Here is a 19,935-nt window from a genome sequence, read left to right on the forward strand (position 1 = left end):
AACGCCACCGTCGGACGGGCCGCCGCCGCCGAATCGTTGTCGCCCGGAGGGCCCGGTCGTGCCGCCGACCGGCTCCTAGACGGAGGCGCCGATCTTGACCTGGGGTTTCGGGTTGCGGATGAAGCGGAACGAGATGGCGCGCATGATCGCGTAGAAGTACAGCCGGCCGAGCCGCTCGTTGGTCGAGGGGAAGCGCTGCTTGATGAGCCGCTTGATGGTCCGCGAGATGAGGAAGCTGTCGATCGCGGTCGCGACGGCCATGACGCCGAAGAGGGCGTTGGCCGCGAAGTAGATGCTCGGGTTCAGGTTGCGGTTGAAGCCGACGAGCATCACCAGGAACGTGGTGCCGAAGAAGAACGTGCCGATGGTGCGGCGCGAGTCGACGATGTCGCGCACGAGCCGCCGCTCGGGGCCCTTGTCGCGGGGCAGCAGGAAGCGCTCGTCGCCGTTGGCCATGCCCTCGCGCGCCTCGAGCCGCTCGGCCCGCTGCCGCTCCCGCATGCGCTTGGCGGCCTCCCGGCGGTTGGTCGCGGGCGGCTCGACGACCCGGCGGCCGGCCACGACGCGCTTCGGCGTGGTCTTGCCGAGCTCACGCTTGCTCAGGGTCTGGCGCTTACCGGAGCTGACCTCGGGCTGCGCCGGCTCCTCGGCCGGGGCCTCGGCTGGCTCTGCTGACTTGCGGGAAAACAACGACGGCACGCCGTGAAGGGTAGCGGACGGTGCGCGAGCGGCCCAACGGTCCGTGCCGTTGCCGGGCCGCCCGCGTCACCGTGCGTCGTCAGCCGAGCTCGACGTGCGCGCCGAGGGCGTTGAGCTTGCCCTCGAAGTCCTCGTAGCCGCGCTGGATGAGCTTGACGCCGTACACCCGGGAGGTGCCCTCGGCGGCGAGCGCCGCGATCAGGTGGCTGAACCCGGCCCGCAGGTCGGGGATGACCAGGTCGGCGGCGTGCAGCTTGGACGGCCCGGCGATGACGGCCGAGTGCATGAAGTTGCGCCGGCCGAAGCGGCACGGGGTGCCACCGAGGCACTCACGGTACGTCTGGATGGTGGCGCCCATCTGGTTGAGCGCGGCGGTGTAGCCCAGACGCCGCTCGTACACCGTCTCGTGCACGATCGACAGGCCGCGGGCCTGCGTGAGCGCCACGACCATCGGCTGCTGCCAGTCGGTCATGAAGCCCGGGTGCACGTCGGTCTCCATCGCCACGGCGTTGAGCTCGCCGCCCGGGTGCCAGAAGCGGATGCCGCCCTCGCCCGGGGTGTCGTCGATCTCGAACGCGCCGCCGACGGAGGTGAACAGGTTCAGGAACGTCATCATGTCGGCCTGCCGGGCACCGCGGACGAAGACGTCGCCGCGGGTGGCCAGGGCCGCCGCGCCCCAGCTGGCCGCCTCGATCCGGTCGGGGATCGGGCGGTGCGTGTAGCCGGTCAGCCGCGGCACGCCCTGGATCTCGATGACCCGGTCGGTGTGCACCTTGATGATCGCGCCCATCTTCTGCAGCACGCAGATGAGGTCGATGATCTCCGGCTCGACGGCGGCGTTGCGCAGCTCGGTGACGCCCTCGGCGCGCACCGCGGTGAGCAGGATCTGCTCGGTCGCGCCGACGCTCGGGTACGGCAGCTGCAGCTTCGCGCCGTGCAGCCCGTTGGGCGCGGTGATGTCCATGCCCTTCTCGGACTTCTCCACGACCGCGCCGAACTCGCGCAGCGCCTGGATGTGGAAGTCGATGGGGCGCCCGCCGATGTTGCAGCCGCCGAGGTCGGGGATGAACGCGTGGCCGAGGCGGTGCAGCAGCGGCCCGCAGAACAGGATCGGGATGCGGCTGGAGCCGGCGTGCACGTTGATCTCGTCGACGTTGGCCGACTCGACGTCGGAGGTGTCGAAGTGCAGCTCGCCGTCGAGCGGGCCGCGGGTCACCTTGACGCCGTGCAGCTCGAGCAGGCCGGTGACCACCTCGACGTCGCGGATCGCCGGCACGTCGAACAGCCGGCTCGGGGTCTCGCCCAGCACCGCCGCGACCATCGCCTTGGAGACGAGGTTCTTGGCACCGCGCACCCGAAGCTCGCCGTTGAGCGGCGCGCCGCCGTGCACGGTGAGGACGTCACCGGCGTCGTAGTTGGTCACGGAAAACCCTCCTGCAGGCAGGAATTGAAGAGGAGACGTGCTGACGGAGCGTGAACCCGCGCAGCAGCATAACCACATCTACGGCATGCGAGCGCCGAGCGCACGTCCGGCATGGCACGAAGACGTGACTCCGACAGCGATCATCCCTCCGTCACCACAGAGGGTGACGGAGCGGTGCGCGTTACGGCAGGGCCAGCATCCGGTCGAGCGCGACCCGGGCGTAGTGCGCGGTGTCGGCGTCGACGGTGATCTCGTTCGGCACGCGGCCGGCGACGAGCTCCTCCAGTGCCCACACGAGGTGGGGAAGGTCGATCCGGTTCATCGTCGAGCAGTAGCAGACGTTGCGGTCCAGGAACATGATCTGCTTGTCCGGGTGCGCCAGCGCGAGGCGGCGGACCAGGTTGAGCTCCGTGCCGACCGCCCACGCCGAGCCGGCCGGCGCCGCCTCGATCATCTTGATGATGTACTCGGTGGAGCCGACGTGGTCGGCGGCGGTGACCACCTCGTGCCGGCACTCCGGGTGGACCAGCACGTTGACCCCGGGCACCCGCGCGCGCACGTCCTCGACGCTGGCCAGGGTGAACCGGCCGTGCACCGAGCAGTGCCCGCGCCACAGGATCATCTTCGCGTCGCGCAGCTGCTGGTCGGTCAGCCCGCCGCCGGGCTTGTGCGGGTCGTACAGCACGCAGTCGTCCAGGCTCATGCCCATCTTCAGCACGGCGGTGTTGCGGCCCAGGTGCTGGTCGGGCAGGAAGAACACCTTCGAGCCACGCTCGAACGACCAGCGCAGGGCCGTCTCGGCGTTGGAGGAGGTGCACACCACGCCGTCGTTGCGCCCGACGAAGCCCTTGATGTCGGCGGTGGAGTTCATGTACGTCACGGGCACCACGTCCCCGGCGATGCCGAGGGCGGCGAAGTGCTCCCACGCCTTCTCGACCTGCACGAGCGCGGCCATGTCGGCCATGGAGCAGCCGGCGGCCAGGTCCGGCAGCACGACCCGCTGCGTGTCGGAGGTCAGGATGTCGGCGCTCTCGGCCATGAAGTGCACGCCGCAGAACACGATGTACTCCGCGTCGGGCCGGGCGGCGGCCTCACGGGCCAGCTTGAACGAGTCGCCGGTCACGTCGGCGAACTGGATCACCTCGTCGCGCTGGTAGTGGTGGCCGAGCACGAACACGCGGTCGCCGAGGGCGGCCTTGGCGCGCTTCGCCCGCTCGACGAGGTCCGGGTCGCTCGGGGCGGGCAGGTCGCCGGGACACTCGACACCCTTCTCGGTGTCGGGATCGGCGCCGCGGCCCAGCAGCAGCAGTGCGGTGGCGGTTGACGACGGTTCAGCCCAGGTCACCCTTCGATCGTCCCACGCGTGCGGTACCGCGGAACTGTGACCTACGAGACGTGCACAATGTCCGGATGCGCGTGCTGGTGTGCCCGGACAAGTTCGCCGGGACGATCTCGGCGGTGGCCGCCGCGGAGGCGTTCGCCGCCGGCTGGCACCAGGTCAAACCCGGCGACGAGCTGGTCCTGCGCCCGCTGTCCGACGGCGGTCCCGGATTCGCCGCGGTCCTGGCGGCGGCGCTGCCGCACGCGCGGGTGCTGACCGTGCCGACGACCGGGCCGCTGGGCCGCCCGGCCGAGGGCCACGTGGTGCTCGACGGCGACGTCGCGTACGTGGAGAGCGCCGAGGCGTGCGGGCTGCACCTGCTCGCCGAGGCCGAACGTGACCCGAAGCACACCACGACGTTCGGGCTCGGCACCCTGCTGCTCGCCGCGGTCGAGGCGGGCGCGACGACGCTCGTCGTGGGGCTCGGCGGCAGCGGCACCAACGACGGCGGTGCCGGGCTGCTCGCCGCCCTCGGTGCCGCGCCGCTGGCCGGGTCCGGGTACGCGCTGCCGTACGGCGGCGCCGCGTTGATCGACTGTGTCGCGCTGGGGGGCGTACCGAGGCTGCGGGGAGCGACCCTGATCGCCGCCACCGACGTGGACAGTCCCCTGCTCGGGCTGCGCGGCGCGAGCGCCGTCTACGGCCCGCAGAAGGGCGCGACCAGGGAAGACGTGTTCCAGCTCGACGCCGCGCTGACCCGGTTCGCCGGGGTGCTGCAGGCGCTGCCGGGGGCGCCCGCGGGGCTGGCGGACCTGCCGGGCGCGGGCGCCGCCGGCGGGCTCGGCGCGGCCCTGCTCGCCCTCGGCGCCCGCGTCGAGTCCGGCATCGGGCTGGTCCGCCGGCTGACCCGCCTGGACGCCGAGCTGGAGGAGGTGTCGCTGGTCGTGACCGGCGAGGGCGCCTTCGACGAGCAGTCCCTGCGGGGGAAGGTCGTGGCCGGTGTGGCGAACGCCGCACGTGACCTCGGCGTGCCCTGTGTGGTCGTCGCCGGGCGCGTCGACGCGGGCCGCCGGGAGGCCGCCAGCATCGGCGTCACGGAGGCGCACGCGCTGGTCCAGCACTTCGGCAGCGTCGCCGAGGCGCTCGCCCGGCCCGCCGACGGCCTGCGTGAACTCGGCGAACGGCTGGCTCGCCAGTGGAGCCGCTAGCACGAAAGCGTGTCACTATGGGAGGGAATGCCATCGGCGGTCACCGTGTTGACCTCAGATGGAACTGTAGACATCACCGCAGGGAGCCTTGATCGTGACCGCTTCGAAGTTTGCCGAGCCTGTTCAGACGGACAACCCGGCCGGCATCGGCCTCACCGAGGATGCCGCGCTCAAGGTGAAGGGCCTGCTCGAGCAGGAGGGCCGGGACGACCTGCGGCTCCGCGTCGCGGTCCAGCCCGGCGGCTGCTCCGGCCTGCGGTACCAGCTCTTCTTCGACGAGCGTTCGCTCGACGGGGACAAGGTCAGCACCTACGACGGCTTCGAGGTCGTCGTGGACCGCATGAGCGTGCCGTACCTGACCGGCGCGACGATCGACTTCGCGGACCGGATCGACGCGCAGGGCTTCACCATCGACAACCCCAACGCCCAGGGCTCCTGCGCCTGCGGCGACTCGTTCCACTAGGCGGCGCCTCCTTGCCGAAGCCGCCCTCCGTCCGCGGAGGGCGGCTTCGTGCTGATCAAGGCAGGTGCGGCGGCGAGGCCTCCAGCGCGACTTGACCGGCGGCGGCTACTACTCTGTGCAGGCCCTGTTGTCTTGAGACCGAGGTTTCCATGAAGATCGTCGTCACCGGCTCGATCGCGACCGACCACCTGATGCACTTCCCGGGCCGCTTCGCTGAGCAGCTCCTGCCCGACCAGCTGCACAAGGTCTCGCTGTCGTTCCTGGTCGACGACCTGACGGTGCGCCGCGGCGGGATCGCGCCCAACATCGCCTACGGCATGGCGCTGCTCGGGCTCAAGCCGATCCTCGTCGGTGCCGTCGGCGCCGACTTCGGCGACTATCGCAGCTGGCTGACCCGGCACGGGGTCGACTGCGACTCCGTCTACGTGAGCGAGATCGCGCACACCGCCCGGTTCGTCTGCACCACCGACGACGACATGTGCCAGATCGCGTCGTTCTACGCCGGCGCCATGTCCGAGGCCCGCAACATCGAGCTCTCCCCGGTCAACGCCCGCGTCGGCGGCATCGACCTGATCCTGATCAGCGCCAACGACCCGGTCGCGATGGTCCGCCACACCGAGGAGGCCCGGGCGCTCGGCGTGCCGTTCGCCGCCGACTGCTCGCAGCAGCTGGCCCGCATGTCCGCCGAGGAGATCCGCAAGCTGATCGACGGCGCCGCGTACCTGCTGACCAACGACTACGAGAAGGAGCTGCTCGAGTCCAAGACGGGCCTCACGACCGAGTCGCTGCTGGAGAAGGTCGGCGTGCTCGTCACGACCCTCGGCAAGGACGGCGCGCTCATCCGCGGCCGCGACCTGCCGGGCGAGATCCACGTGCCGGTCGCCAAGGGTGTCGTCGCCAACGACCCGACCGGCGTCGGCGACGGCTTCCGCGCCGGCTTCTTCGCCGCCCTGTCGTGGGGCCTCGGCCTGGAGCGGGCCGCGCAGGTCGGCTCGATGGTCGCCGCGCTGGTCCTGGAGACCGTCGGCCCGCAGGAGTACGAGATCCTGCCCGCCGAGTTCACCAAGCGCATCGCCGAGTCCTATGGCGACGCGGCCGCGGACGAGATCCGGGCGTACCTGCCCGCCTGAACCTTCCCTATCGGTCTAGTAGGGACGGGCGTACAGTTGCCGCTGTGACGATCGTGGTCCTGGCGCTGCTCGCCCTCGCGACCGTGGCCGGGCTCGTGTACCGGGCCCGCTACGGCCGCCTCCGCGCGGCCGGGGGTGACCTGCCGGCGGGCCTGCTCACCCCGGCCCGCGACACGGTCACCCTGCTGCACTTCTCCTCCGCCACGTGCGCGCCGTGCCGGCAGGTCCGGGCCGTCTGCGCCGACCTGGCCAGGGAGTTCGCCGGCACCCGCGACGCCGTGCGGCACGTCGAGCTGGACGCCGAGGAGCACCTCGACGCCGTCCGCGACCTCGGCATCTGGCGCCTGCCGACCCTGCTGGTCGTCGACCGCCACGGCACCATCGCCCGGCGCACCGTCGGCGTCCCCGACCGCGCCTCCCTGCGCGCCACCGTGACGGAGGTGCTCGCGGCATGAGCGGTCCGCAGCGCAGCGGAGGACTGCGAATCGGCAGCTCAGGGTGGAGCTCAGGCTGGCGCCGGAGCGTAGCGGAGGTGACGGCATGAGCGGTCCGCAGCGGAGCGGAGGTGACGGCATGAGCCTTGACCCGCGCGGGCCCCGGTTCTCGGCCGCCCTCACCACCATCGTCTTCGTCGCCGTCCTGCTCACCGGCAGCGGCTGGCTCGCCCTGGCCCAGGCAGTGATCTTCGCCATCGGCGCGTACGACCCGCGGCTCACCCCGTACGGCCTGCTCTACCGCTTCCTGGTGGCCCCCCGCCTCGGCCCGCCCACCGACCGTGAGGACGCGGCCCCGGTCCGCTTCGCCCAGGCGGTCGGTCTGGTGTTCACCCTGGTCACCGTCGTGGGCTACCTGGCAGGAAGCCCGGTCCTGGGTGTGGTGGGCGCGTCGTTCGCCCTGGTGGCGGCCTTCCTGAACGCCGTCTTCGGCCTCTGCCTCGGCTGCGAGGCGTACCTGCTGATCAGGAGGCTGCGGGCCGCGTAGCGCCCGTCTCCGGTCAGCGGAGCTCGACGGTGTGCCGGTCGGCCTCGGTGGCGACGAAGGTGTGGCCGCGCATCCTGCACCAGGCCGGGATGTCGACCGCGGCCGCCGGGTCGTCGGCGAGCACCTCGATGCGGGTGCCCGCGGGCTGACCGGCGGCCAGCTTGGCCAGCATGATGACCGGCAGCGGGCAGCGCTTGCCGAGGGCCTGCACGACCAGGGGCTCGCTCACCGCTCCAGTATCTGCCCGCCGGCCCGCGGGCTCACATGCCGAGCTCGGCGCGGACGTCGGCGACCAGGCCGGGCAGCACCGCCAGGAACCGGTCGACGTCCTCGGCGGAGACGCCGCCGTGCAGGGAGACGCGGACGTTGCCGTGGGTGAGCACGCCCATCGCGGCGAGCACGTGGGAGGGCTGGAGGGTGTCGGCGGTGCAGGCGGAGCCCGACGACACCGCGAAGCCGGCCCGGTCGAGGGCGTGCAGGAGGACCTCGCCGTCGACGTACAGGCAGGAGAACGTCACGATGTGCGGCAGCCGCTCGTCGGGGTCGCCGACCACCTCGACGTCGGGGACGGTGGCGGCGACCGTGGCGCGGATCCGCTCGACCAGGGCGCTCAGGCGGGCCGACTCGGCCGCGGCGGCGGCGTGCACGGCCCGCAGCGCCGCCGCGGCGGCGACCGCCGACGGCACGTCCGCCGGGGGCTCCCAGGGCTGCTCCCAGCGGGTGCCCTTGCGCACGGCGAGGACGCCCACGCCGGCCGGGCCGCCCCACTTGCGGGCGCTGCCGGCCAGCAGGGACCAGCCGGTGGGCAGCGGCGCACGCCCGATCGACTGTGCGGCGTCGACGAGCAGCGGTACCCCTGCCGCCGCACACAACCGCGCGGCCGCCTCGACGGGCTGGACCGTCCCCACCTCATGATTCGCGCTCTGCAGCGCCGCCATGGCCACTTCCGGCGAACCGACCGCCGATTCCAGCGCGGCCAGGTCGACCCGGCCGGTCAGTGACACCGGCACCGCGACCGCGGCGTCGCCGGCGGCCTTGATGACGGCGGAGTGCTCGACCGCGCTGTGCACGACCCGGCGCAGGCCGCGGGCGCGGCGGACACCCTCGACGGCGCGGCGGACCGCATCTGTGCCGCCGGCGGTGAAGTGCAGCTCGTCGGGGCGGGTGCCGAGCACCTCGGCGACCGCGGCCCGGGCGGCGTCCAGCAGCTGGCGGGACCGGCGGGCCGGGTTGTAGAGCCTGCCCGGGTCGGCCCATCCGTCGTCCAGCGCGGCCAGAAAGGCTTGCCGCGCAACGGGATGCGGCGGCATCGCGGTGGCCGCGTCGAAGTAGACACCCACCCGCGCAACGCTATCGTGGGCCGGACACTGCCACCCCAAGCCGGGCGGACCGCGCATGGTCGAGTACGCTCGCCAGCGTTGGTGAGGCTTGCCGTGCGACGGTCCCGAAACGGGCCGCACGGCGCTGCTAAGGAGGCAGGAGCAGGTGGTCTCAAGAGGTTTGAGCCCCGCGCGCGCCGTCGGGCTCGCCGTCTCGGCCGTCGCGGTGACGACCCTGCTCGCCGGGTGCTCCGTCGACAGTGCGTTCGCCGGGTTCGGTTGGCCGAAGGGCATCACCCAGCAGGGCGACCGCATGTATGACCTGTGGATCGGGTCCGTCGTCGCGGCCCTCGTGGTCGGTGTCTTCGTCTGGGGCCTGATCTTCTGGTGCGTCGTGCGCTACCGCAAGCGCGGCGACGAGCTGCCGCCCCAGACGCGGTACAACATGCCGTTCGAGATCCTGTACACCGTCGCGCCGTTCGTGGTCATCGCCGTGTTGTTCTTCTACACCGCGATCATCCAGACCGACGTCGACCGCCTGTCGAAGAACCCGGACGTGCGCGTCGAGGTCATCGCCTCGAAGTGGAACTGGCAGTTCGTGTACAGCGACACCAAGGGCCCCGACGGGCAGCCGATCACGACGGTCGGCGCCGACGACTACATCCCGGTCCTGGTGCTGCCGGCGGGCAAGTCGGTGCAGTTCAAGGAGACCTCGCGGGACGTCATCCACTCGTTCTGGGTGCCGGACATCCTGTTCAAGCGGGACGTCATCCCCGGCGTGGAGAACAGGTTCGAGATCAAGCTCAAGGACAACGCCGCCGGTGCCTACGTGGGCCGCTGCGCCGAGCTGTGCGGCACCTACCACTCGATGATGAACTTCGAGCTGCGGGTCGTCTCCGCCGAGCAGTACCGGCAGTACCTGGACCTGCGCGGCGCCGGGAAGAGCACGCCGGAGGCGCTCGCGCAGCTGGGCTTCCCGAACCAGGGGTACGCGACCAAGACGCAGCCGTTCAACACCGACCGCACCAAGCGGTCCTCGAGCTGAGAAGGGGCGCACGGCGATGAAGTCAGAAGGACGCTTGTTCTTCGTGCTCGCGTTGTTCGTGTTCGCGATGTCGGCGCTCTATGGCTGGTGGACCAGCGTGGCGCCGCGTGAGCAGACCGGCCATGAGGGCGTGGAGTGGATCGGCGTCGTCGCGCTGATCCTGTCCGGCCTGCTGCTGACGATGATCGGCAGCGCGCTGTGGCTGATCTCGCGCCGCATCGAGCCGCGTCCCGAGGACCGGCCCGAGGCCGAGATCCACGAGGGCGCCGGCGACCTGGGCTTCTTCAGCCCGGGCAGCTACTGGCCGATCGGCATCGCCCTGTCCGCGGCGACCGCGAGCATCGGCCTGGCGTTCGACCAGTGGTGGCTCGTGGCGGTCGGCCTCGTCTCGGTCATCGTCGCGACCTGCGGCCTGATGTTCGAGTACTACACCGGCAGCCGGCGCGGCGCCGAGCACTGAGACACCCGGAAACGGGGGCCCTCCGCGGGAGGGCCCCCGTTCTTCATGCCCGGGCCTTGGCGGCGGCGAGCTCGCCGCGCTCCTTGAGGTCGGCGGCGCGCTGCAGGTCGGCGTCGCTCACCACCACGCTGCCGAACGCGGCCACCGCCTGGTAGTACGTCCAGGCGAGGCTGGTGCAGGCCGGCCTGACGAACGCGTTGTACGTGGCGCACTTCGCCTTCAGGTCGCGGTAGAACGCGTCGTCGATGCGGGACTTGTTGGCCGGGAACTGCCCGACCGCCTTGTAGTTGCGGTAGCCGAAGTCGTGCCGCTGGCACGGCAGCCGGAAGTCGAAGCCGAGCGGCTGGTCCGGGCTGGTCGAGCAGTAGTCGGTGGACCAGTCGAAGCCGTAGGACGCCCAGTCGGACTGGTGCTGGCGGGCGCTGTTCCAGGCGTCGTAGCTGGCGGCGGTCGGCTGTGACCAGGACGACATGACGGCCAGCTTCTCCTCGACGGTGGCCGCGGTGGCGGGGGATGCGGTGCTGATGATGCCGGCCAACGCGAGGGACGCGAGGACGGCGACGCGCCGGAGCTTCATGCCACAGATTGTTCAGTCTCGATGTGTACGGGCGTGCCGCGCTTGCGCCGAACGGTCGCTCCGGAGAGCTGAATGGTCGTTCAGGCGGCGTGGCGGCGGCCGGTGTCCCGCCGCGGTCGCCGCCCGAGCAGGACCCGCGACCGGCGGTCCATCAGCATGATCACCGGCGCCACCACGATCGCCGCGCCGCAGCCCGTGCAGGCCCGGTCGGGGCAGGTGTCGCGGGGATGGTCGGTGCAGGCCGGGCGCTCGAAGGTCCGCTGCCGGGCGCAGGTGTCGCAGTGCAGCTCCATGCCCGTCACGCTGCCACCGCACGTCCCGCCGGCACAGCACACCCGGCGGCGTGTCGGATCACTTTTCGGTACCACCCGGCGACGCCTTCGGGCTCGGGGTCCGCGCCGGCCTGGCGGACGCCTTCGGCGTGCTGGACGCCTTCGGGGACGCCTTCGGTGCGGCGTCCGGGGGCAGGAACGCCTCGTCGCTGACGCTGGGCGTCGTGTACTGCAGGGTCAGCTGGGTGTACCGGCCGGCGTCGGTCGTGCCGTCGAAGTACGCCAGCAGCCCGGCCGGGTTCACGCACGCCGTCTCCGTGCGGATCCCCAGCGCCGTGACCGACACGCACTGCGCGTCGCCCCGCTTCGACGTGCCGGTCCGCACGTCCTCGCCCCGCGCGATCGTCGCGAGCCGGCCCATCGCCGCCTCGGGCGCCATGAACTCGCCCCCGAACGCCTCGCTGATCGCCCTGGCCTGCGTCGGGGACATCGCGTCCACCCCCGGCCCCTCGTCGCACCGCACGACCGGCTGAGGGCTCTTCCTGGCCTTCGCCGGCGGCGACGGCGACGGGGTCACCGCCCGGCACAGGTACGTCCCGTCCGGCGTCGAGATGTACGTGACACCGGCGCCCCGGTACGCCCGCCGCGGCGCCGACTGCGACACGATCACGGTCGCCCCGCCGGCCGTCGAGTACTGGATCGTCGCGTCCGTCTGCAGGCCCAGCACCAGCCGCGACGCGAGACTGTCGACGAGCTCGAGGGCCGGGTTGGCGGCCTCGGCCCGCTCCTTGACCGGCGCGCCGCACGACCTCGCCATCATGCCGGCGAAACCGAGGGTCAACGCGCCCGCGACGACCGCCGACAGCAGCGCCTTCTTCTGCGAGTTCGGTGTGTTGGCCACGCAACGTCAACGCCGCGCGCCGCCCACCGGTCACGGGTGCCGTGCCTTGCACCGCGACGCCCGCCGCCGGGAGCCGACGGCCGGACGGGCAACCGCGACGGCCGGCCTCGTCCATGGGACCAGGCCGGCCGAAGAGGCTGAGCGGGGGCGGGCTACGGCTTGAAGGCGGCCCAGCGGGCGACCAGGTCGGTGGCGGCGCCCGAGTCGACCGCCTCGGCGGCGCGGGCCAGGCCGGCCTTCAGCTGGGCGGGCAGGTCGGTGGGGGAGAGGCCGGCGCGGGCGGCGATGGCGGCGGCGGCGTTGAGCAGGACGGCGTCGCGCACGGGGCCCGGCTCGCCGGCGAACATGCGGCGGGCCACCTCGACGTTGTGGGCGGGGTCGCCGCCGCGCAGGTCGCCGGGGGCGGAGCGGGGCAGGCCCAGGTCGACGGCGTCGAGGAGGGTCTCGGTGACCGTGCCGCCGGTGACGGTCCACACCCGGGTCGGGGCGCCGGTGGTGAACTCGTCCAGGCCGTCCTCGCCGCGCACCAGGAGCACGGAGAAGCCGCGGCCCGCCAGTACCGACGCCATCACCGCCGCCATGCGGGCGTCGAAACAGCCGACGGTGGCGGCGGTGGGCTGCGCCGGGTTGGTGAGCGGGCCGAGGAAGTTGAAGACGGTGGGCACACCCATCTCGCGGCGGGTCGCGGACGCGTGGCGCATCCCGGGGTGGAACCGGGCGGCGAAGCAGAAGCCGATGCCGACCTCGCGCACGCAGCGGGCGACCTCGTCGGGGCCGAGGTCGATGGTGACGCCGAGGGCCTCGAGCAGGTCGGCGGCGCCGGTGGACGACGACGCGGCGCGGTTGCCGTGCTTGACGACGGGCACCCCGGCGGCGGCGGTCACCACGGCCGCCATGGTGGAGATGTTGACGGTGTTGGCGCGGTCGCCGCCGGTGCCGACGATGTCGACGGCGGCGTCGCGCTCGGCGTCGGTGAGCGGGACCTTCGGCGCGACGGACAGCATCGTCTCGGCCACGCCGGCGACCTCGGCGGACGTCTCGCCCTTCGCGCGCAGCGCGACGACGAAGCCGGCGATCTGGCTGGGGGTGGCCGAGCCGGCCATCACCTCACCCATCGCCCAGCCGGCGTCGTCGGGAGCGAGGTCCTCGCCACGGAGCAGGGCGTTGAGCAGCTGGGGCCAGGTCCGCTCGCCCATGCTCAGCCCTGGACGGGAAGCGAGCGCAGGAGGTCCGACACCGTCTTGCCGGTGACGACCGGGTCCAACGGGTACATGATCGTGCCCTCGACCCGGGCGTAGGACGCCAGCCAGCGGTCGGCGGCCCGGGCGATCGCCAGGACGACCGGCGGCGGGTTGGTGATCTCGTCCTTGAGCTGGCGGGCGATGCCGAGACCGCCGCCGGGCGTCGCCTCGCCGTCGAGGACCAGCAGGTCCACGTCGGTGTCGTCGACGAGCTGGACGACCTCCGCGTAGGTGGAGGCGTCGACGAACTTCACCGACAGGTCGGCCGCGGGACGGCTGCCGATGGCCAGCCGCATGCGGTCGCGGACCTCGGGATCGTCGCTGTACAGCAGGACCGTGTGCTGTGTCATGTGCGCGCTGCTCCTCGTGTGGCGGGTGCCTCGGGGATCGTACCGTCATCGGTGATGGCGATGCCGGTGCGGGCGGACCACTCCTGCTCCTCGCGCCGCTGCCGCTCCTCGCGGTCCAGCCGCCGGTCGACCCGCCGGGCCTCCCGGTCGGACTGGCGCATCCACTGCACGACGAGCACGGCGAGCATCGTCACCGAGACGATCTCCCCGCCCGCCCACAGGATGCCGCCGGCCACGACCTGGTCGTGCGCCGGGTCCGTCCAGGTCAGCCCCAGCGACGGGTACCAGTCGCCGCCGAGCAGCTGCTTGCTCTGCATGATGGTCAGCCCGAGGACCGTGTGGAACGGCGTGGACAGGAACATCAGCAGCGCCCGCGCCGGGTACGGCCAGCGCCCCGGCAGCGGGTCCAGGCCGATCAGCGGCCAGAAGAACAGGCAGCCCACGGCGATGAAGTGCGCGTGGGTCAGCTCGTGCACCCACGCGTGACGCATCGTCTGCTCGTACAGCGACGTGAAATACAGCACGAACGGCGTGACGACGAAGAAGCCGAACGCGACCAGCGGGAAGGCCAGCACGCGCGCCACCCTCGAGTGCACCACGGCCAGCAGCGCCGCCCGGCCGCGCGGCGGCAGGGTGCGCAGGGCCAGGGTCACGGGCGCGCCGAGGGCGAGGAAGATCGGCGCGATCATCGACAGCATCATGTGCTGGATCATGTGGACGCTCAGCAGCGTCGTGTCGTACTTCTCGACGCCGGTCATCGTCACCGCGGCGATCGAGCCCAGCCCGGGGCCCAGGAACAGCACGACACGCGAGACCGGCCAGCGGTCGCCGCGTCTGCGCAGGCTGAGGACGCCGGCGAGGTAGAGGCCCGCGGCGACGATCAGCGCGAGGGTCAGCCATGACACGTGGAACGAACCGAGGATGCCCGCCGCGGACGGAGGACCTGGTTCAGCAGCTCGGAACACGTGCCCAGCCTATGCCCGCGCACGAAACGTCCGGCTCTGGTGGACCCCGCGAGCATTCGGCGATGATCGGGGGGCAATAATGACGGCGTGACTGCGGCCCCAGCGATTGCCAAGAGCCAGATCCACTCACTGACCAGGCCCAACATGGTCAGTGTCGGGACGATCGTGTGGCTCTCCAGCGAACTGATGTTCTTCGCGGCGCTGTTCGCGATGTACTTCTCGATCCGTGCGGCGGCTCCCGAGCTGTGGCACGAGCGCACCGAGGTCCTCAACGTCTGGTACGCGTTGACCTTCACGACCATCCTGGTGCTGTCGTCCATCACCTGCCAGATCGGCGTGTTCCGCGCCGAGCGCGGTGACGTGCACGGCCTGCGCCGGTGGTTCGCGTTGACCTTCGTGATGGGCCTCATCTTCGTGCTCGGCCAGGTCAACGAGTACGTCAACCTCGTGCACGAGGGCGTGAAGATCAACGGCGACGGCTACGGCTCGATGTTCTACCTGACGACCGGCTTCCACGGCCTGCACGTCACGGGCGGGCTCATCGCCTTCATCATCTATCTGATCCGCACCACCATGGGCCGGTTCACCCCCGCCCAGGCGACCGCGGCGATCGTCGTGTCCTACTACTGGCACTTCGTCGACGTGGTGTGGATCGCACTGTTCGCGATGATCTACTTCCTGCAGTAGGCGTTCGGGCCGCGCGTCACACGCTCCCGGGACCACGCACTTCTTGAGACGACATAGGTGATGACGACAAAGGTGAGGCCATGACTTCTGAGCAGAGCAAGCGGCCGCTTGCCCGGCTGGTGCCGGGTGGCGCGCGCGCGGCGCGGGGCAAGCTTCGCCGGCGCTTGTCGGCGGCCGTGCGCCTGGTCGCGGCGCTCACAGTGGTCGGCGGCCTCTACACCGCTTACGCGCCCGGCGTCGGCCGCGCCGAGGACACCGTGAAGCTGTCCGAGTCGGCGGCCGAGGGCAAGGCCATCTACGAGGTCAGCTGCATCACCTGCCACGGCCGTAACGCCCAGGGCGTCGAGAACCGCGGGCCGAGCCTCATCGGGGTCGGCTCCGCCGCCGTGGAGTTCCAGGTCAACACCGGCCGCATGCCGCTGGCCCGCCAGGAGGCGCAGGCCGAGCGCAAGCAGCCACAGTTCAACCAGGAGCAGGCCGCACAGCTCGGTGCCTACATCCAGGAGCTCGGCGGCGGCCCCCAGCTGCCCGACTCGCAGAGCCTGGACGAGCAGGTCAAGAAGGCGCAGAGCGACGACAAGATCCTCGCGCACGGCGGCGAGCTGTACCGGGTCAACTGCTCCTCGTGCCACGCCTTCTCCACCGGCGGCGGCGCGCTGTCCTCGGGCAAGTACGCCCCGTCGCTGCAGCACTCGACCAACCGTGACATCTACGCGGCGATGCTCACCGGCCCGCAGAACATGCCGGTGTTCGGCAACAACCAGCTGAGCCCGGACGACAAGGCCGCGATCATCGCCTACATCCAGAACCTGAACCAGAACGAGGCGACCGACCCGGGCGGCTGGAGCCTCGGGCGGTACGGCCCGGTGCCGGAGGGCCTCGTCATCTTCCTCGTCGGTATCGCGGCGCTCGTGTTCGCCACGCTGTGGATTGCAGGGAAGTCATGACCACCCACCACTCGACCGACGTCGAGTTCGACGCCAGCGACGCGGCGCTGACCCGGTTCGACCTGGTCAAGGAAGGCGCCCGCCGCGACGGCGTGCAGATCGTGCACTACGCGCCGCGGTTCCCGGTGCCGGGCACCCGCGCGGAGCGCCGCATCGAGCGCCTCCTGGCGTTCCTGTTCCTGCTCACCGGCCTGATGTCGACCGCGTTCGTGGTGGCCTACATCGCCTGGCCGTGGAAGTACGGCGAGGGCGACTCGACCTACCGTTCGCTGTACCCGTTCTACACGCCGGTCCTCGGCGCGACCCTCGGCCTGGCCCTGTTCACCCTCGGCCTGGGCATCGTGGTGTGGAGCAAGAAGCTCCTGCCCGAGGAGGTCTCGATCCAGGAGCGGCACGACGGCCCGTCCGACAGCACCGAGCAGGTGCTGACCGCGGCGACCATCCTGAACATGGGCGACGAGCTCGGCCTCAAGCGCCGCCGCTTCGTCGGCCTGGCGTTCCTGGCCGGTGCCGCGCCGCTCGGTGCCGTCGCCGGTGCCCTGCTCGTCGGCTCGCTGATCAAGGCGCCGACCCAGGACGGCGAGAACGTCTTCTTCACCACCGGCTGGGACCCCAAGCACAACGACGGCAAGCCGGTCCGCCTCACGCACGAGGACGGCACCCCGATCCGCCCCGCCGACGTCAGCGTCGGCGGCCAGATCACCGTCTTCCCCGGCATCCCGCACGGCGCCACCAACAAGTGGGCCGACTCGCCGACGCTGCTGATCCACCTCCGCGAGGAGGACGCCGAGGCGACCCTGAAGAACGCCAAAGAGGTCAACAAGGGCTCGCAGTGGCAGAACTTCGTGGCCTACTCGAAGATCTGCACGCACGCCGGCTGCCCGGCGAGCCTCTACGAGCAGCAGACCAACCGCCTGCTGTGCCCCTGCCACCAGTCGCAGTTCCAGATCACGGACAACGCGCGGCCCGTCTTCGGTCCGGCCAGCCGCGCCTTGCCGCAACTGCCGATTACGGTGGACGATGAGGGGTACTTCATCGCGACGCAGGACTACAAGATTCCGGTCGGACCGGCCTTCTGGGAGCGGCCATGAAACGGCGCAAGATCGACGTCCGGGCACTCCCGGCCAATTCCGCCAGGGCACTCGACGAGCGGTTCCAGGCGGCCACCCCGCTGCGGCGGCTGCTGAACAAGGTCTTCCCCGACCACTGGTCGTTCCTGCTGGGGGAGATCGCGCTCTACTCGTTCGTCGTGCTGATCCTCAGCGGCATCTTCCTGGCGCTGTTCTTCGACCCGTCGCTGCGTGAGGTCGTGTACGACGGCAGCTACGCGCCGCTGCGCGGCGTGGAGATGTCGCAGGCGTACAACACGGCGCTGCACCTGTCGTTCGACGTGCGCGGCGGCCTCTTCATGCGCCAGATGCACCACTGGGCGGCGCTGCTGTTCATGGCCGCGATCGTGGTGCACATGTTCCGCGTGTTCTTCACCGGCGCGTTCCGCAAGCCGCGCGAGGCCAACTGGATCGTCGGCGTCCTGCTGTTCTGGATGGGCTTCCTCGAGGGCTTCGGCGGTTACTCGCTGCCCGACGACGCGCTGTCCGGCACGGGTCTTCGCATCGCCAGCGCGATCATGCTGTCGATCCCCGTCGTGGGCACCTGGGTGACCACGTCGCTGTTCGGCGGCGAGTTCCCCGGCGAGGTCATCCTCGACCGCCTGTACATCGTCCACGTGCTGCTCGTCCCGGGTGCGCTGCTCGCGCTCATCAGCGTCCACATGGGCCTGCTGGTGAAGCAGAAGCACACCCAGTGGCCCGGCCCCGGCCGGACCAACGAGAACGTGGTCGGCGTGCGCATGTTCCCCGGCTTCGCGGCCAAGGCCGGCGGCTTCTTCATGATCGTGTTCGCGATGATCGCCGCGCTCGCCGGTCTCTTCCAGATCAACCCGATCTGGCTGTTCGGCCCGTACAAGGCGGCGGTCGTGTCGGCGGCGAGCCAGCCCGACTGGTACGTCATGTTCCTCGACGGCTCGACCCGTCTCTTCCCGGCCTGGGAGATCCGCTTCGACTTCTTCTACGGTGCCGGGTACACCATCCCGCCGATCTTCTGGCCGACGGTGGTGCTACCAGGCATCCTGACGATGTTGCCGATCTTCTACCCGTTCATCGAGGCGCGGTTCTCCAAGGACAAGGCGGTGCACAACCTGCTGCAGCGCCCCCGCGACAACCCGCTGCGCACCGCGCTCGGCGCCATGGCCATCGCGTTCTACGTGGTCCTGCTGATCTCCGGTGGCAACGACGTCCTCGCCGACAAGTTCCACATCAGCCTCAACGCGATGACCTGGGCCGGCCGCATCGGTCTGCTCATCGTGCCGCCGCTGGCCTACTACGTGGCGTACCGCATCGCGCTCGGCCTGCAGCAGCACGACCGCGAGGTCCTCGCCCACGGCGTGGAGACCGGCATCATCCGCCGCCTCCCCGACGGCAGGTTCGTCGAGATCCACCAGCCGCTGCCCACCGCCGCCGGCAACGGCCACGCGGGCAACGGCCACGAGGGTGACGGCCACCACGGCCTCGACTACGCCGGCTGGGTCGTGCCGAAGAAGATGAACCGCCTCGGCGCGCTCGCTCCGACGGTCAAGGGCTTCTTCTACCCGATCGAGAAGGCCGGCCCCGCGCCGAAGCCACGCCAGCTCGAAGAGGACCGTGACCGCGAAGAGATCACCAGCGGCCACTGACCCCAGCACCACGGCGACGCCCTCAGCCCTGCACCACGCAGCGCTGGGGGCGTCGCTGGTTTTCCGCTGGTTTCGCTGTGCGCTGGTTCGCCGTTGGCTGATCCGCTGAGGGCGAACCGGGCTGGGCGCCGCCGCCCGCACGGGCCTACGGTGCTCGGATGGACCTGGTCGAGGTGCTGCCCAGCCGCCTGTACCTGCTCGCGTCGCCGGTCGGGCACGCGTACCTGTGGTGCGGCCCCGACGGGCTGACCCTGGTCGACACCGGCATGCCCGGGTCGGGACCCCGCATCGCCGAGGCCGTCGAGACCCTCGGGTTCCGGCGGCAGGACCTGCGCCGGGTGCTGCTGACCCACGCACACGTCGACCACGTCGGATCGGCCGCCGAGGTCGCCGCCTGGGGCGACGTGCTCATTGCCGCGCACCGCGACGAGGCCCCGGTCGTCAGGGGCGAGGCGGCCGGCCCACCGCCGGTCCTGTCCGGCTGGGAGCGGCAACTGTACGACCAGATCCACGCCACCATGCCGACCGACCCACCGGCGCCGGCACGGGTCGACCTGGAACTGCGCCACGGCGACGTGATCGATCTCGGCGGCGGCGTGGAGGCGGTCGCCGTGGCCGTGCCGGGCCACACCCCGGGCAGTGTCGCGTTCCACCTGCCGGCGGAGCGGATCCTGTTCACCGGCGACACGATCGCCCGCGCCCCCGACGGCACCGTCATGTTGGGCGTGTTCAACGCCGACCCGGCCCAGGCGGTCGCCTCGATGTGCCACCAGGCCGCGCTGCGACCGGAGATCGCCTGCTTCGGCCACGGCGACCCGCTCACCGAGGACACCGCCACCCGCCTGACCGAGGCCGCCGGTCGCCTGACGGAGCCGCCGGTCGCCTGACCGAGGCCGCCGGTCGCCTGACGGAGCCGCCGGTCGCCTGACGGAGCCGCCGGTCGCCTGACGGAGCCGCCGGTCGCCTGACGGAGCCGCTGGCCGCCTGACGGAGCCGCTGGTCTGACCGAGCCGCCGGCCGCCTGACCGGGGCGGCAGACCAGCTCACGAAGCCGGGCAGACCAGCTCACGGTGCGGGCGGATCAGGCCACGGAGCCGCCTCATCCGGCCTGCCAAACGCCGAAGTCCGCCTGACCGAGACCTGCGGCGCGCCGACTGTGGCCGGGGACGCGGCCTGACGCAAACCGCCAGATCGCCAGGCCAGCCGTGATCAGCG

The 19,935-nt window shown here is 71.4% G+C and carries 23 protein-coding genes; 12 read left to right on the forward strand and 11 right to left on the reverse strand.

The window, feature by feature from the left end; translation table 11 throughout:
* Positions 1–75: 75 nt before the first annotated feature.
* The 3 genes from OP18_RS30380 to nadA all read right to left on the reverse strand — a co-directional run bounded on the left by OP18_RS30380 (position 76) and on the right by nadA (position 3,467).
* Positions 76–699 (reverse strand): DUF3043 domain-containing protein, encoded by a 624-nt coding sequence (locus OP18_RS30380; RefSeq protein WP_033362500.1) that lies wholly within the window; start codon positions 697–699, stop codon positions 76–78.
* 79 nt (positions 700–778) lie between these two features.
* On the reverse strand, positions 779–2,122 hold the full coding sequence (gene murA, locus OP18_RS30385; RefSeq protein ID WP_033362501.1) for a UDP-N-acetylglucosamine 1-carboxyvinyltransferase: 1,344 nt from the start codon (positions 2,120–2,122) through the stop codon (positions 779–781).
* A 181-nt stretch (positions 2,123–2,303) separates the two neighbouring features.
* A complete protein-coding gene (gene nadA / locus OP18_RS30390; protein WP_033362502.1) occupies positions 2,304–3,467 on the reverse strand; it encodes a quinolinate synthase NadA in 1,164 nt (387 codons plus the stop codon).
* A gap of 65 nt (positions 3,468–3,532) precedes the next feature.
* On the opposite strand from nadA, the gene OP18_RS30395 reads away from it, so the two are divergent.
* From OP18_RS30395 to OP18_RS30415, 5 genes are all read left to right on the forward strand, one after another.
* The gene (locus OP18_RS30395) at positions 3,533–4,651 is read left to right on the forward strand and encodes a glycerate kinase family protein (RefSeq protein ID WP_033362503.1); all 1,119 of its coding nucleotides are present in this window, start codon (positions 3,533–3,535) and stop codon (positions 4,649–4,651) included.
* Between the two features lie 94 nt (positions 4,652–4,745).
* On the forward strand, positions 4,746–5,114 hold the full coding sequence (locus OP18_RS30400; protein ID WP_033362608.1) for a HesB/IscA family protein: 369 nt from the start codon (positions 4,746–4,748) through the stop codon (positions 5,112–5,114).
* A gap of 149 nt (positions 5,115–5,263) precedes the next feature.
* Positions 5,264–6,244: a carbohydrate kinase family protein gene (locus OP18_RS30405; protein WP_033362504.1), complete on the forward strand. Its 981-nt coding sequence runs from the start codon at positions 5,264–5,266 to the stop codon at positions 6,242–6,244.
* Positions 6,245–6,288: 44 nt separating this feature from the next.
* On the forward strand, positions 6,289–6,699 hold the full coding sequence (locus tag OP18_RS30410) for a thioredoxin family protein (protein ID WP_033362505.1): 411 nt from the start codon (positions 6,289–6,291) through the stop codon (positions 6,697–6,699).
* Between the two features lie 118 nt (positions 6,700–6,817).
* The gene (locus OP18_RS30415; protein ID WP_033362506.1) at positions 6,818–7,225 is read left to right on the forward strand and encodes a DUF4395 domain-containing protein; all 408 of its coding nucleotides are present in this window, start codon (positions 6,818–6,820) and stop codon (positions 7,223–7,225) included.
* Positions 7,226–7,238: 13 nt separating this feature from the next.
* Here the strand turns inward: OP18_RS30415 and OP18_RS30420 are convergent, their stop codons facing one another.
* Both OP18_RS30420 and OP18_RS30425 read right to left on the reverse strand, forming a co-directional pair.
* Positions 7,239–7,454, reverse strand: coding sequence for a sulfurtransferase TusA family protein (locus tag OP18_RS30420; protein ID WP_033362507.1), 216 nt, complete (start codon positions 7,452–7,454; stop codon positions 7,239–7,241).
* Between the two features lie 31 nt (positions 7,455–7,485).
* On the reverse strand, positions 7,486–8,622 hold the full coding sequence (locus tag OP18_RS30425) for a cysteine desulfurase family protein (protein WP_081971251.1): 1,137 nt from the start codon (positions 8,620–8,622) through the stop codon (positions 7,486–7,488).
* An 88-nt stretch (positions 8,623–8,710) separates the two neighbouring features.
* Here OP18_RS30425 and ctaC point away from each other — a divergent pair, with 88 nt between their 5' ends.
* Both ctaC and OP18_RS30435 read left to right on the forward strand, forming a co-directional pair.
* The gene (gene ctaC / locus OP18_RS30430; RefSeq protein ID WP_245635574.1) at positions 8,711–9,589 is read left to right on the forward strand and encodes an aa3-type cytochrome oxidase subunit II; all 879 of its coding nucleotides are present in this window, start codon (positions 8,711–8,713) and stop codon (positions 9,587–9,589) included.
* A gap of 16 nt (positions 9,590–9,605) precedes the next feature.
* Positions 9,606–10,049 carry a cytochrome c oxidase subunit 4 gene (locus tag OP18_RS30435; RefSeq protein WP_033362510.1) on the forward strand — a complete coding sequence of 148 codons (444 nt, stop codon included), beginning with the start codon at positions 9,606–9,608 and terminating at the stop codon, positions 10,047–10,049.
* Between the two features lie 43 nt (positions 10,050–10,092).
* On the opposite strand, the gene OP18_RS30440 is transcribed toward OP18_RS30435, so the two are convergent.
* The 6 genes from OP18_RS30440 to OP18_RS30465 form a co-directional block, all read right to left on the reverse strand.
* A complete protein-coding gene (locus OP18_RS30440; protein WP_033362511.1) occupies positions 10,093–10,626 on the reverse strand; it encodes a phospholipase in 534 nt (177 codons plus the stop codon).
* A gap of 80 nt (positions 10,627–10,706) precedes the next feature.
* Entirely contained in the window at positions 10,707–10,928 is a 222-nt protein-coding gene (locus OP18_RS30445) for a hypothetical protein (protein ID WP_033362512.1), read from the reverse strand.
* Between the two features lie 49 nt (positions 10,929–10,977).
* Positions 10,978–11,799: a hypothetical protein gene (locus OP18_RS30450; RefSeq protein ID WP_033362513.1), complete on the reverse strand. Its 822-nt coding sequence runs from the start codon at positions 11,797–11,799 to the stop codon at positions 10,978–10,980.
* A gap of 152 nt (positions 11,800–11,951) precedes the next feature.
* Entirely contained in the window at positions 11,952–12,995 is a 1,044-nt protein-coding gene (gene trpD / locus OP18_RS30455; protein ID WP_033362514.1) for an anthranilate phosphoribosyltransferase, read from the reverse strand.
* 2 nt (positions 12,996–12,997) lie between these two features.
* Entirely contained in the window at positions 12,998–13,390 is a 393-nt protein-coding gene (locus OP18_RS30460; RefSeq protein WP_033362515.1) for a helix-turn-helix domain-containing protein, read from the reverse strand.
* Positions 13,387–14,313, reverse strand: coding sequence for a cytochrome c oxidase assembly protein (locus OP18_RS30465; RefSeq protein ID WP_389249547.1), 927 nt, complete (start codon positions 14,311–14,313; stop codon positions 13,387–13,389). The genes OP18_RS30460 and OP18_RS30465 overlap by 4 nt, the downstream gene beginning before the upstream one ends.
* Positions 14,314–14,442: 129 nt before the next feature.
* On the opposite strand from OP18_RS30465, the gene ctaE reads away from it, so the two are divergent.
* From ctaE to OP18_RS30490, 5 genes are all read left to right on the forward strand, one after another.
* Positions 14,443–15,042: an aa3-type cytochrome oxidase subunit III gene (gene ctaE, locus OP18_RS30470; protein ID WP_081971252.1), complete on the forward strand. Its 600-nt coding sequence runs from the start codon at positions 14,443–14,445 to the stop codon at positions 15,040–15,042.
* Between the two features lie 80 nt (positions 15,043–15,122).
* The gene (gene qcrC / locus OP18_RS30475) at positions 15,123–15,989 is read left to right on the forward strand and encodes a cytochrome bc1 complex diheme cytochrome c subunit (RefSeq protein ID WP_033362517.1); all 867 of its coding nucleotides are present in this window, start codon (positions 15,123–15,125) and stop codon (positions 15,987–15,989) included.
* Entirely contained in the window at positions 15,986–17,080 is a 1,095-nt protein-coding gene (gene qcrA, locus OP18_RS30480) for a cytochrome bc1 complex Rieske iron-sulfur subunit (protein WP_033362518.1), read from the forward strand. Before qcrC ends, qcrA begins: the two co-directional genes overlap by 4 nt.
* Positions 17,077–18,720 carry a cytochrome bc1 complex cytochrome b subunit gene (gene qcrB / locus OP18_RS30485; RefSeq protein ID WP_033362519.1) on the forward strand — a complete coding sequence of 548 codons (1,644 nt, stop codon included), beginning with the start codon at positions 17,077–17,079 and terminating at the stop codon, positions 18,718–18,720. Before qcrA ends, qcrB begins: the two co-directional genes overlap by 4 nt.
* 158 nt (positions 18,721–18,878) lie before the next feature.
* On the forward strand, positions 18,879–19,607 hold the full coding sequence (locus tag OP18_RS30490; protein ID WP_033362520.1) for an MBL fold metallo-hydrolase: 729 nt from the start codon (positions 18,879–18,881) through the stop codon (positions 19,605–19,607).
* The last annotated feature ends 328 nt before the right edge of the window (positions 19,608–19,935 follow it).

Origin of the sequence: Dactylosporangium aurantiacum (genome assembly GCF_000716715.1) — a bacterium.
In the GTDB taxonomy this organism is placed as follows: Bacteria; Actinomycetota; Actinomycetes; order Mycobacteriales; family Micromonosporaceae; genus Dactylosporangium; species Dactylosporangium aurantiacum.